The organism is Streptomyces sp. NPDC048825 (genome assembly GCF_043198355.1).
Classification (GTDB): domain Bacteria; phylum Actinomycetota; class Actinomycetes; order Streptomycetales; family Streptomycetaceae; genus Streptomyces; species Streptomyces xiangluensis.
In genome coordinates this window covers 1-12,373 of sequence record NZ_JBICUR010000017.1, presented here as the reverse complement: position 1 = coordinate 12,373, position 12,373 = coordinate 1, and the positions used below count along the sequence as shown (strand labels likewise).

At 67.0% G+C, this 12,373-nt stretch carries 12 protein-coding genes and 1 pseudogene; 8 read left to right on the top strand and 5 right to left on the bottom strand.

Annotation, left to right across the window (positions count from 1 at the left end; translation table 11 throughout):
• Window positions 1-98: 98 nt before the first annotated feature.
• Genes solA through ACGFNK_RS33665 form a run of 4 tightly spaced genes read right to left on the bottom strand, consistent with a single transcriptional unit; the run spans window position 99 to window position 4,250 of the window.
• Window positions 99-1,244 carry an N-methyl-L-tryptophan oxidase gene (solA, locus tag ACGFNK_RS33680; RefSeq protein ID WP_393421991.1) on the bottom strand — a complete coding sequence of 382 codons (1,146 nt, stop codon included), beginning with the start codon at window positions 1,242-1,244 and terminating at the stop codon, window positions 99-101.
• Window positions 1,245-1,263: 19 nt separating this feature from the next.
• Window positions 1,264-3,012, bottom strand: a complete 1,749-nt coding sequence (locus ACGFNK_RS33675) for an FAD-dependent oxidoreductase (RefSeq protein ID WP_393421989.1) — start codon at window positions 3,010-3,012, stop codon at window positions 1,264-1,266.
• A 13-nt stretch (window positions 3,013-3,025) separates the two neighbouring features.
• Entirely contained in the window at window positions 3,026-3,511 is a 486-nt protein-coding gene (locus ACGFNK_RS33670) for a RidA family protein (protein ID WP_393421987.1), read from the bottom strand.
• A gap of 58 nt (window positions 3,512-3,569) precedes the next feature.
• Window positions 3,570-4,250 carry a haloacid dehalogenase type II gene (locus ACGFNK_RS33665; RefSeq protein ID WP_393421985.1) on the bottom strand — a complete coding sequence of 227 codons (681 nt, stop codon included), beginning with the start codon at window positions 4,248-4,250 and terminating at the stop codon, window positions 3,570-3,572.
• A 146-nt stretch (window positions 4,251-4,396) separates the two neighbouring features.
• Here ACGFNK_RS33665 and ACGFNK_RS33660 point away from each other — a divergent pair, with 146 nt between their 5' ends.
• From ACGFNK_RS33660 to ACGFNK_RS33650, 3 genes are all read left to right on the top strand, one after another.
• Window positions 4,397-4,573, top strand: a complete 177-nt coding sequence (locus tag ACGFNK_RS33660; RefSeq protein WP_393421983.1) for a hypothetical protein — start codon at window positions 4,397-4,399, stop codon at window positions 4,571-4,573.
• Between the two features lie 720 nt (window positions 4,574-5,293).
• Window positions 5,294-5,980 (top strand): GntR family transcriptional regulator, encoded by a 687-nt coding sequence (locus tag ACGFNK_RS33655; RefSeq protein ID WP_393421981.1) that lies wholly within the window; start codon window positions 5,294-5,296, stop codon window positions 5,978-5,980.
• Between the two features lie 1,351 nt (window positions 5,981-7,331).
• Window positions 7,332-7,541 (top strand): DUF2180 family protein, encoded by a 210-nt coding sequence (locus tag ACGFNK_RS33650; RefSeq protein WP_393421979.1) that lies wholly within the window; start codon window positions 7,332-7,334, stop codon window positions 7,539-7,541.
• A 651-nt stretch (window positions 7,542-8,192) separates the two neighbouring features.
• Here the strand turns inward: ACGFNK_RS33650 and ACGFNK_RS33645 are convergent.
• The gene (locus tag ACGFNK_RS33645) at window positions 8,193-8,324 is read right to left on the bottom strand and encodes a hypothetical protein (protein WP_393421977.1); all 132 of its coding nucleotides are present in this window, start codon (window positions 8,322-8,324) and stop codon (window positions 8,193-8,195) included.
• Between the two features lie 381 nt (window positions 8,325-8,705).
• Here ACGFNK_RS33645 and ACGFNK_RS33640 point away from each other — a divergent pair, with 381 nt between their 5' ends.
• From ACGFNK_RS33640 to ACGFNK_RS33620, 5 genes and pseudogenes are all read left to right on the top strand, one after another.
• Window positions 8,706-9,191 carry a RidA family protein gene (locus ACGFNK_RS33640; protein ID WP_393421975.1) on the top strand — a complete coding sequence of 162 codons (486 nt, stop codon included), beginning with the start codon at window positions 8,706-8,708 and terminating at the stop codon, window positions 9,189-9,191.
• A 123-nt stretch (window positions 9,192-9,314) separates the two neighbouring features.
• Window positions 9,315-10,421, top strand: a complete 1,107-nt coding sequence (locus tag ACGFNK_RS33635; RefSeq protein ID WP_393421973.1) for an alanine racemase — start codon at window positions 9,315-9,317, stop codon at window positions 10,419-10,421.
• Window positions 10,422-10,492: 71 nt separating this feature from the next.
• Complete coding sequence (locus ACGFNK_RS33630; RefSeq protein ID WP_393421971.1) at window positions 10,493-11,227, top strand: SDR family NAD(P)-dependent oxidoreductase; 735 nt, start codon at window positions 10,493-10,495, stop codon at window positions 11,225-11,227.
• A gap of 205 nt (window positions 11,228-11,432) precedes the next feature.
• Window positions 11,433-11,653, top strand: a pseudogene (locus ACGFNK_RS33625) (transposase); the annotation flags it as partial.
• Between the two features lie 58 nt (window positions 11,654-11,711).
• Window positions 11,712-12,373, top strand: a 662-nt coding sequence (locus ACGFNK_RS33620) for an extracellular solute-binding protein (RefSeq protein WP_393421969.1), incomplete at its 3' end; no start/stop codon positions are given.

The window sequence follows — 12,373 nt, the reverse complement described above, 5'->3', positions numbered from 1 at the left end:
GACGGTCGTTGCGGGACATCAAGAGATGAGTCCCGCAACGACCGTCAGCCGAATGGCGATACCGAGGCTACTGCGTTGAGGCGACGGGAGTGAGTGGGCTACCTAGTCTTGAACCGGTCCGGACGCACGAAGTCCAGGCCTTCGATGGTCTGCTTGCCGAGCACCTCGTGTGCGGCGATGTGGCCATAGCCGGTGGCCATTTTGAAGCCTTTACCGGAGAATCCGGTGGCACAGTAGACCCTGCTGTTCTCATCCAGCCAGCCGAGGAGGGGATGCCTGTCCTCGGTGAAAAGGTCGGGGAAGGCGTCGGAGCGCACGATGGTGGGGGTCAGGCCGGGGAAGAATTCGGTGACGATGTCGGTGACCTTTTCGATTTCTTCCCGGGTGAGTTCTCTGGGCACGGAGTCCGGGTCGGGGGTTGTCCTTGCGCGCCCGGCCAGCGGTCCGTCCACCGATGCCTTGACCGTCACGCCGTCGACGGCGGGTGCGCCGTACATGGAGCGATCCTCGTACCACCGGCTGAAGATGGGGAAGTTCTCCGGCGAGAACTGCGTGCCGTCCTGGGCGATGAACCAGGTCAGGACGATCCGATGGGTTTCCGTGACGGCCTTGAGGTGGTCGGGCATGAGCCTTCGGGACCAGCCGCCCGAGGCGACGATGACCTTCTCGAACGTCCACGTTCTGTCGCCCGAGGTGACGACCACGCCGTGGTCGGTTTCGGTGATGCTGTCCACCGGTGTGTTCTGAAGGACGGTGGCGCCGTTCGCCTGAGCCGCCGCGACGGCGGCGCTGACGGCGCGGTCGGTGCGCAGAACGCCGGCGTGGGGGTCGTAGACGGCGCAGTCGTCGGGGCGGAGGTTGTGCTGGGGGTAGCGTTCGGCCATCTCCTCCCGGCTGAGGACGCTGTGCTCGGCTCCGTTGTTGCGCGCTGTCTCGAGGAGGCTGTTGATGAAGTTACTGTTCGCCGTCCCGATGGACAGACCCCCGGTGGTCGTGAGGATTTCCTGCCCGGTTTCCGCTTCGAGCTCGGCCCACAGGCCGCGGGAGCGGGCGATGATGGGGTGGTACTCGGGCCTGCCGAGGTAGATCATGCGGAACAGGCGGGTGTCCCCGCCCACGGCACTGCGGCCGTGGGCGGGCGTAGCGGCCTCGAAGCCCACTACCGAGTCGGACAGCCGGGAGGCCTGCCACAGGGCCATGCTTCCGATGCTGCCCAGGCCGATGACGGCGAGCTGTGCGTCCATGAGAGCAGTTCCTTTTCGTCTACTCGTGAAGTCCGGCGAGCCTGCTGCCGAATCGGGCCAGAAGTGAGGTCGTGCTGGAACCCCTGCGTTCTTCCCACTGGTCGGCAATGTCGAAGAGCCGGTACATGGCGTGAACGCCCAGCCAGCGGATGGGTTCCGGTTCCCACTTCCGTGCCCGGTAGCCGACCCAGGGAAGGGTGGTCCGTTCGGTTTCCTGCTCGAAGGCGAGCTCCACGAGAGTCCTGCCGCCGACGTAGGCCGACGTGACACCGTGTCCCGCGTAGCCGGTGGACGACCCGATCCCGGCCGCCGGGTCCCAGTGCACGCCGCCGTTCCAGTCCCGCGTGACGCCCAGGACTCCCGACCAGGCGTGGTCCACCTCGAAAGGCAGGCCCGGGAAGAAGGAACTGAGCTTCTGCGAGATCAGGTCGATGGTGGACTGGGCGGTCGCACCGGCTCCCCCTGTGCCGGACCCGAAGCGGTAGGGGACACCGCGACCCCCCATGGCGATACGGCCGTCCGACGTCCGTTGGGCGTAGATGAACGTGTGCGCGGAGTCGTTGAGGCACTGGGGCCCGTCCCAGCCGATCTGCTGCCACGCCTCCTCCGGCAGGGGCTTGGTCACGATCATTGAGGAATTGACCGGGATCAGGGTCCGGCGGCCGAGCAGCTGTCCCGAATAGCCTTCGGTACAGATGAACGTCCTGGCAGCGGTGACGCGTCCGTCGGTCAAGGTGAGGGTCTTGCCCTCGACACTGTCCACTCGGCTGCCCTCGTAGATCCTGACCCCCATGGAGGTCAGGGTGTCGGCGAGGCCGTAGACGAGTTTCGCGGGGTGGAAGCGCGCGCAGTGCTTGTAGAAGAGCCCGCCGTGGACGGTGGAGATGTTGATCTGGGACTGGAACTCGTCCCGGTCGAGCATGTGGACTTCGTCGTCGGTCAGCCCGTACTTCAGGTCGGCATCACGTCGGGTGACAAGCCGGCCCAGCCCCGCCTCCGTGTGGGCGGCGACGAGCGCGCCCCCCTTGTGCTGATCCGCATCGATGCCCTCGGCCTGGAGGATGTCCAGGACCGCGTCGACGCCGGCGACGAACTCCTGCTGCAGTGCCCGGCTCGCTTCCACCCCTCCCCCGGCGCGGGCGAAGGTGGCACGGTTTCCCGGAGGCATTGCCGAGAGCCAGCCGCCGTTGCGTCCTGATGCGCCGTAGCCCACCTGTTCGGCCTCGAAGACGGCGACCGAGAGCGACGGTTCGAGCTTCTTGGCGAAGTACGCCGCCCAGAGGCCGGTGTAGCCGCCGCCGACAATGGCCACGTCGACGGATTCCTGGCCGGTGAAGCGGGGGAACGAGGGCCTCTTGTCGGCCAGTTGGGTCACCCAGAAGCCAAGCTCTCCGTTTCGGGGTGGTGCCGCAAGGGCGTTCATGGTGTGTCCTTCATCTGTCTCTGGGGCGCGTGGGCTGCTGCTGGAAAGCGGTGTGGCCGCCGTCGACGGGGTGCGTTGCCCGGTGATGTACGAGGACTCCGACGACGCGAGGAACAGGACGGCGTCGGCGATTTCCTCGGGAGTGGCGAGGCGTTGGAGGGGGATCTGCCCCTCACGCTCTCGGCGGGTGGCCTCCGGGTCGTAGCTGCGCCGGAAGGACGCCTCGAAGACTCGTCCGACGCTGTCTTGCATCGCGTCGGCCAGCAGGATCTGCACCGGGTGTCGATCGTGCTGGCCGAGGGCGTCGAGTGCCTGTTGCAGCCGGGCCACCGCCGCACTGCTCATGATTGGCTCGCCGCTACACAGCGGTGCAGATGACCTGGATCTCGACAGGGGTGTTGAGCGGCAGCCCGGCGACACCGATCGCGGTGCGGGCGTGGCGTCCGTTCTCGCCCAGTACCTCGATGAGCAGTTCACTGGCCGCGTTGGCGACCTGCGACTGCTCACCGAAGTCCGGCGTGCTGGCCACGAAGACCAGCATCTGCACGATCCGGACCCGGTCCAGATCGCCCACCGCCTGGACGGCGGCAGCGAGGCAGTTGAGCGCGGCATGGCGCGCGAGTGACCGCGCCGTCTCCAGCTCCACGTCCCGGCCGACAACGCCCCTCCCCAGCAGCTCGCCGTCCTTGAACGGGAGTTGGCCGGAGAGGTGGATGGTGGAGCCCACCGTCCGGTGGGGCGCCAGGTACGTGGTGCCGGCGAGGACGGGTAGCTTCAGTCCCAGGGCCTGGAGCCTTTCTGAAGCCGAGTCACCCTTGACGGTTTGAGGCAGGGGCTGACTCACACCGCCACCGCCTTGCTGTGGATCATTTCCTCAGTTCTCCGCTCGGGCGTCAGGGGCATCAGGGGCGCGGCAGGCCGAAGAGGACCGGGAGGTCGGCGATGTCAGTGATCCGCTCGTAGCCGAGCCAGTGCTCGTCGTGCTCCCAGCCGCGGTCCATGTACACCTTGTTCTTGATGCCCATGATGGCCGCGGAGCGGTGGTCGTACATGGGGCTCGCGGAGACGTGCACGAGCTCGTCGGGTGTCACGCCGAGCTTGTCAAACGCGTACTCGAAGGCGCGGAGTCGCGGCTTGTAGACGCCCATCTCCTCGGCGCTGATGACGTCTGCGAACGGGGCCTTGAGGTTCTCCGCGAGGCGCACGGCGTGCGCGGTGTCGCTGTTGGTGATGATGACCAGCGGGACCGCCTCGGCCAGGCGGTTCAGCGCCTCGGTGACACCGGGGTACGGGCCCCAGGTGGGGATGGTCTCGTACACCTCGCGCGCTTCGTCCTCGCGGTACTCGAGACCGACGCTGCGCGAGGCGCGTTCCATGGAACGAGCGACGACCTGGTGGAACGGCTGGTACGCGCCCGTGCACTCGTCGATCCGGTACGCCTTGCAGATCCGCAGGTACTCATCGGCGAGCTCGGCCGGCAGGCGGTCGCCCAGGACCTCCCGCATCGTGTCGTTGATGCTGAACTTGATCAGCGTTCCGTTCATGTCGAACGTCACGAACTTGGGCTTGACGTCGAATCCCACTGGTCCTCCTAGTGTTTCAGTGGAGCAGTCTGGCGCTCTGGTCGATTGTCGACCATCGCCGTTGGTCGATTGTCGACCAGAGGGTCTCGGCTGTCAACAGCGTCAGAGGAGTGCCTCGGACAGAGCCGGCGCTGATCCACTTCCGTATGAATGAGGTGATCCGCCAGGTGGGGCGCAATTGGCTCTCGGCCGAGGTCGCCTCCAAGTTCGTGCGGACCGGCAACCAGTACCGGGGCGACGAGCGCCTCGGCGAGTGCAAGCCCTTCCACCAGGTCGCGGTCCACTCTCTGGAACGGTCCATGCGCAGGTTCGGCGTGGAGTAACCGGAGAGCGACGGTCCGGCGGTGTACGAGGAGATTCCCACGTGGGGCGTACCCCGGTGTCAGCGTAGGTGCTGAGGCGCTTGGCCGAGCCGAGGAGTACCCGCTGGTGATCGTGACGAACGCCGACGACGCCCATGCGATCGCCGCCATCGCCGACCGGGGACCACGGCTTGGAGTGACACCCGACCTGACCGGCCCTCCGTGCGGGTGTGGGTCACGGAGGCAGTCTTGGATTGCTGAGACCCAGAGAAGAAGGCGGTCCCGTGACCCACCAGGACAGGGTGTACGAGCGCCGGGTGTGACTCATCGAGCAGGCCGCGAGCATCGGCAACGTCACCGGCCAGCCAGGTGCTCGGCTTCTCACGTAAAACTTGGTACCGACTGGACGAAGAGGGCCGAAGAGTCGGCGTCCGGAGACGCGAAGGTGCTGCGTCGCGCCTCCTGGGCCGCCGAGCCACGGACCGCCGCGCTCCCCTTGGTCGGCTGCATCCCGCTGCAGGTTCACAAGCACCCGCGTCGCCGGACCGGCATCGGCCTGACAACCAAACGGCACCACCCGAGACACCGACTTGTCACCGCGACCGTGAGCCGGATGGGGCACCGCTGCGAATTCAGTGAACTCCGTGCCAGATACCCAACTTGAGGTCTGGATGCACACCCAGCAGAGGTATAGTCGACAAACGACCAAATGGTCGACAAGTGTCGAGGGAAGGCAACGGGGTGGACCACAAGTTCGAGTGGCAGCAGCAGCGGACGACAACGCCGGACGGCGTCTACCGCACACTGCGTGCCGCCATCCTCGACGGGACCGTACCTCCTGGTGGCCAGCTGCGCGAGGCGCACATCGCTGCTGATCTCGGGATCAGCCGGTCCCCGCTGCGCGAGGCGCTGACCAAGCTGGAGGAGGAAGGGCTCGTCGTCAAGATCCCCTACCGTGGGGCGTTCGTCGTAGAGGTGAGCGCTCGTGAGGTCGCCGAGATCGACTCGGTCCGGCTACGTGTCGAGCCGTACGCCGCCGAGCTCTCGGCCGAAGCACTGCGCGGTCCTGAGCGACCCCAGTTGCTGCAAACCGTCGAGGATCTCCGCCGGGCAATGGAGAAGGACGACATCCCGGCCAGCATCGACGCGCACCTTCGATTCCACAGGCTCTTCTACGATCTCTCGGGGCACGGCGTCCTGCAGAGTCTCTGGAACGGCTGGGAGACCAAGCTGCGCCTCCACCTCAGCGTCGATCACCGCACTTACAGCGACGACCCGCATCAATTGGTCGTCGAGCACGAGAGGTTGGCCGCGGTTGCCCTGGAAGGCGACACCGACGCGTTCGGCCAGGAACTGGCTGCCCATTTCCCCATGGGGCTGGGGGCCCAGACGGGAGATCCAGGGAAACGCGCGCCCCGGCATGCATGAGGCCATGCCGGCGTGCGTGAAGTGTCCAAGCCCGCTCGCCACTGTGACGTTGCAGACCCATGCCGAAAGGTCAAAGATCAAGCTCGCACTGTCAACGCGATCTTGTAGCGGATCTTGAGTGAGGGTTACCCGGCGCCGGCACGGTGGGGCGGGTAGGGGGCGGCGGGGGCGTTTACGGCTGCGCGGGCGGGTCCGTTCTTCCAGGAGACGGCGGGTCGTGGCGGCCTTCTGTCATACGCGCGGCTTCTCCCGTGGCGCAGTCGGCGTCGACTCCGGTGCGCTCGATCATCCCGGGAAGCCCTTCAGCTGGGTGTCGTCGGCAGGCGTGGATCTCCGGCTCCATGCCGCGCGGGCCACGTGAGTGCAGGAACCGGTCTGCACAGCGCCGGCTGGTGACGACCTCGGCCGGGGCCCCTTCGTCGATTCAAGCTCTCACCCGCGCGCGTACCAGACCGCCGTCTCCCGTGCGGGAAGGCAATCTCATTCAGCGGGGTGGACGCGAAGCGATACAACTCGGTGCGGCTGGTGCCATCCAGGCAGGTCACCGCCATCACCGGTTCTGCCCCTGGCTTCGGCCCCCTGGGCGAAGCGCCGGTATGCGGTAGGCCAGGCCGGCCAGAACCCGGAGGCAACTGCCCGCCATGGGCAGCCAGGCGAGGCCACGAAGGGCCGCTTCGATGGCGTCCCGCCAAGTGGTGTAGCCGATCAAGTCGCCGGAATCCGCAGGTCGGCGGCGGCGCCTCCGTGCGACCGGGCGCTCAACTAGCCCCGGATCCTCGTACCGGAACGCGTAACGCTTGATCCCCTACTCCACGACGCGGGACGCGACCCCCGCTCCCTGGATCGTGCGGTTCCCGGCCCGCCATCGGCCACTGCCCTGAGGACGCCTCACCTCCCTCGGCCGACACCAGAACTGTCTTGCACCGCTCAACGAACTTATAGGCCATGTGAGGCGAGGTCTGAGCGGCGCGTTCTGCTTGAGGGTTCGGGGTCGTTGGCGGCGGCTTTGATGCCGGCGCAGCCGGGCTCGCGGTAGGCCGGGAACGCCTCGCGGCACTGCTCCAGGGTCTCGCCGAGTCGTCTGTTCTCGGGGATCGGCCGGCGACTCGTCGGCCCTCAACGCTCCTGGCGGACGGGTCGCAGTTGCACCCCGGCGGCGCCGTCCGCACCGTGCCGGCGTTTGCTTCACTGCATCGCCACCGGCCATACGATCACGATCGAGTCTTAATCTTGACAAAGTCTAAACTGGAGCCTACTTTTCAAGCTCCTTGAGTAGGTGTGCGTGGCCTGGATGGGTTTGTTGGTGTTGGTTGGCCGCCACATCCTGCCCCTGCTGAAATCGGAGTTGGACATGAGGTGCTACGACTGCCTCCAGGAGGCGCGCAGCGAGACCACCGGCATCGGTGTGTGCTCGCGCTGCGGCTTGGCCACCTGTGAGAACCACGCCCGCGTACACCAGGTACAGGTCACCCGCCAGGTCGGCATGGGCGCTGCGTCCGGCCGTATCCCGGCACGCAGGGTGGTATGCCACACCTGCGATATGGCCGAGACGGCGAACTGACCGCATGATGCGCTTGCCGCACCCGCATCACCGGTCGCCGAATGCGCGCCGTCCGTCCGAGTATGCGTTCTTGGCCTGCCCGGACGCCGTCCCTGATCACTGCCGCAGCGTCCGGGCCTCAGCCGTGGCCACGGCTCGGTGCGCCATGCTGGAGGCGCGACCGCGGACGACAGGATGTCGTAGGGGCCGGGCTTGTTCCTGCTCGGCGGCAGCTTCCTCAAGAGGCTTCATGACGTCCTTATCGACGATCATCCCGGCGCGTCGTGATGGGCAGGGACGTCGTGGAGCCCACGCTGACCGCCGGACAAGTCCGTCTTGCCCTGGCGGGTGACTTCGGCGATCAGGCCTTCCGGCAGCGCGGTGAAGAGACCGACGTTCCTCCCGACCTGCAAACACCCGTAGGCGGTCGGGTCAGTTCCGAACTCGCCTGGAAATCTCACGCCACTGCGCGTCTGCCCCGAACCGCCACATCGCACCCTCGAACTAATTCCGCAGCCGCTCAGGGTAGGGGCCGTTCTTGCCTATCGGCCGGAACGGCGCGATCAACCTCCGCTGTTCGCCGGTGAGTTGCCTCCGCGTCACGGTCGCCTTCCTGCCGGATCCGCCTGAAGGTCGGCGGCGTTCTTCCGGACGCGAACGGGTCCAGTGTCGCTACGCGACGCCGTTGCCGAGCTCGTCACCACGGGCTTGCAGCCAGTCGCTGTAGGCCTTGCCGGAACAACCGGGCAGCAGGTCAAGCCGCTCTTGCGGCATGGGGATCTCGTCGGGCGTGAGGTCGACCATCCGCGTCAATCACTCGAGAATCCCGCCGCCGTCAGGGGTCGCCATACGGACAGGCGTGCTGCACATGCTCGTCCACGCCGAACCGGATGAGACCGGTGAGCCAGGTCGCGGCGTCGACCGTCGCTTCCAGCAGCGGCGGGTCCAGCCGCACGTGGTGTTCCGAAGTCGCATTCGAGGCCGAAGGTTGTTGACAGTGCTCAACGCGCCCCCATATGGTCGACAAACGACAATCAGGTGGCGGGTTTAAGCCACCATACGGCGTTATGTCACCACTGTTACTCGAGAGGAGAACCGAGTGCAGATGATCAAGATTCATACGAAGCGGGTTCTCGTGACCAACTGCGTGGGCATGTGCCCTGTTCCGTCCGCGGAGGTGGCGCGATGAGCCAGTCCGTGACTTCGGCAGCGAACACCGACACGGCCTCCGATCGGCTTCAAACCTTGGGTCTGGCCCTTCCCGAGCTCCGTGACAACCCGTACTACGTGCACCACCGGACCGTGGGCTCCAGCATCTACATTTCGGGCCAACTGCCTTACAAGGACGGTTGGCTGCTGGGTCAGGGCATTGTCGGCCGGGACGTCGAGCTGGAGACGGCGCGGGAGCTCGCGCGCCATGCCGCGCTCAACTGCCTCGCTGCCGCCGTCCAGGCGGTGGGCGATCTGGACCGGGTCCGGATCGTGCAGATGCTGGTCTTCGTGGCCAGCACGCCGGACTTCGGTGAGCAGTCGCAGGTCGCCAACGCGGCCAGTGAACTGCTCATCGAGGTACTGGGCGAGAACGGACGCCACGCCCGCACCGCGATCGGCGTCGCCGGGTTGCCGCTCAACAGTCCGGTCGAGATCCAGATGGTCTGCACCGCGGTGTAGGGCGGGCCGACGGGCGGTGTACGCAAGTGCGCGCGATATCGCGGGCCTCGCGCGTTCGGCATCCAGGGGGAGTCAGCACTCGCGCCCCTCGATCATTCCAGGCAGAAGCACAAGGAGGACAGCGTGAACCGGCTGCAACGAGCACTCGACGCTCTGGTCGAGCGCATAGATACCCCCGCGCCGATCGTGCTGGTCGACGTCATGCAAGCCAACATCGACCGGATACAAAGCTTCGCCAACCAGCGCAACCTCAAGGTCAGGCCGCACGTCAAGACGCACAAGTGCGTGGAGATCGGGCGACGCCAGATCGAGGCCGGCGCGGTCGGGATCACCGCGGGAAACGTCGGTGAGGCCGAGGTCTTCGCCGCGGCCGGGTTCGACGACATCTTCCTCGCCTACCCGATCTGGGCCGCGGGAACGAAGCGAGCCCGGATCCGCCGGCTCGCCGAGTCCGCCCGGCTGCGGGTCGGCGTCGACAACGTCGCGGCGATCGAGGCCCTCGCCGACGCGATGGGAGACGAACCGGACCGGCTGCAGGTCGTGATCGAGGTCGACTGTGGCGCCCGTCGTTCCGGGGCGCCGCCCGTGCTCGCGGGTGAGCTCGCGCTCGCCGCCCGCAAGCACGGCCTGGTACCGGCGGGCGTCTTCACCTACCCCGGTCACGGCGGCGCCGACCGGGACGCTCGCCAGCGCGCCGCGCAGGACCAGGAAGCCGCGCTCACCACCGCGGTACGCAGCCTCGAAGGTGTCGGGGTCACCGCAGAGGTGGTCAGCGCCGGCTCCACCCCTACCCTCGAGTTCTCCACGAGCGGCGTGATCACCGAGATCCGTCCCGGCGAGTACGTCTTCGGCGATCTGAACAACGCCCGGCTGGGCTCCTGCACGGAGGACCAGATCGCGCTGTTCGTCGCCGGCACCGTGGTCAGCGACTGGGTCCCCAACCAGGTCATCGTCGATGTGGGCAACAAGGCCCTCAGCCGCGAAGGCAGCCCCGAGATCGGCTACGGCGGCATCGCCGGCACGAAGGCGGTCCTATCCAAGGTCAACGAGTACCACGGATTTCTCCCGCTGCCGGAAGGTGAGTTCCGCCCCAGCGTCGGCACCGTCGTCCCCGTTGTGCCGAACCACGTGTGCCCGGTCGTCCTCGGTTTCGAGGAACTGATCGTCACCGACAGCACGGGCGCGTCGCTGCAGCGGTGGCCGGTCGACGCCCGCGGATTCCTCAACTGACCGGCATCGGGACGAGACCCTCGTACCCGAGCCCGCGACCGACCGACTTCCCCCGCAAAGGAGTGCCTGACATGAGACTCGACAACGTCACGGCCCTGGTGACCGGTGCCAGCAGTGGCATCGGGCAGGCGGTGAGTGCCCACTTCCGCCGCGAGGGCGCGCGACTGCTGCTCACCGGCCGCAGGGAGCGACTTGACACCGCCCAGCCCGACGACCTGTATGTTCCCGGAGACCTCAATGACGAGGCGTTCGTCGAGCGCTTGGCCAAGCAGGCCGCGGAGTCCTTCGGCACCGTCGACGTCGTCGTCCTCAACCACGGCCTGCAGGCCGTCAGTCCGCTCACCGAGATGGCCTACGGCGACGCGAAGAACGTGCTCGAGAGCAACCTGCTCAGCGCGTTCCTGGTGATGAAGCACTTCGCGCCGCTGATGCCCGAGACTGGTGGCTCGTTCGTCTGCGTCAGTTCACGGCTGGGCATGGTCGGCATGTCCGGGCAGGTGCTGTATTCCGCCGCCAAGGGGGGCCTCATCATGCTGGCCAAGGGCGCGGCGATCGAATGGGCTCCGCGCAACATCCGCGTCAACGTCGTCGCTCCGGGTCTGACCGCCACCCCGATCATCGAAGCGGCGTTCGAGCGCAGGCCCGACCCCGAGGGCTACCGCCGCGAGCGCGAGAGCCAGATCCCGCTCCAACGCCTCGCCACCCCCGAAGAGGTCGCTGACGCGGTTCTCTTCTTCGCCTCGTCGGAGTCGTCGTACGTCACCGGATCGGTCCTCCCCGTCGACGGCGGGTACACCGCTTTCTGAATACCCTGCTGGGCATCACCACCAGCATTCGGCTGAACGACCTGTCCTCCGTCTCGCCTTCCGCCTCGGGCGACCGCCGATTGCAGCATGACCGATCGACCACGAGTCGAGCGCATGCCCCGATCGCCGCACTTGAACTGCGCCACCCGCACTGCGCCCGTGCCGAAGACCGCATCCACGCCACCCCGACCGCCAGCCGCGACGCGTCGCGCTGAGGACCGCCGCCACCCTGCTGGTCACCGTTGGCGACGGCTCCACCTTCCCCACCGCCGCTCACCTGCGCCTTCTAGCCGACGTCGCCCCGACAACAAGGTCGTCGGGGACTTCGATCCACGGCGAACACGGCCCAGAAGCGGCGACCGGCAACGCAAGCGGGCGATGCTTCTGCCCGCGTTCGCCCCCCTGCACGATCCCGCCTCCCGCACCTGCGAGGTAAAGCCCTCGCACAGTCGGTCCCACGTGTCCCTAGATGAGGAGTATTGCCATGAGTGATTCCAAGATTGGTCGTAGAGCGCTTCTGCGCGGAGCCGGCGGCCTGGCCGCCCTCGCCGCCGTGCCCTCGATCGCCGCCTGCGGCACCGGCACCAGCCGTGTCTCGTCCGGCGAAGGCAAGAGCGGCAGCAAGACGGTGATCGTCCGTGACAGCGGCGGTGCCTACGGTGCGGCCCTGCAGAAGGCGATCTACACGCCGTTCACGCAGGAGACCGGTATCGCCGTCAAGGTGCTCAACCTGGACGACGCTCCGCTGCTCGCCCAGATCAAGCAGGGCCGCCCGCAGTGCGACCTCATCAACAACTCGATGATGTCTCACAACAAGTACGTGGCCGAGGACGCCCTGGAGGCGCTGGACCTGGACCGGGTCAAGAGCGTGACGAGCGCGAAGATCCCCGAGAACCAGATCACCGAGCACGCCGTCGGCAACAGCTTCTACGGTCAGTGCATCGCGTACCGCACGGATGCCTTCGGGGGTAAGAAGCCGGAGTCGTGGGCGGACTTCTGGGACACCAAGGCGTTCAAGGGTGACCGCGCGATGGTCAGCCCGGACGGTGACCTGCCGGAGCTGGAGTTCGCGCTGCTGGCCGACGGCGTCCCCATGGACAAGCTGTATCCGCTGGATGTGGACCGTGCCTTCAAGGTGATGACCCG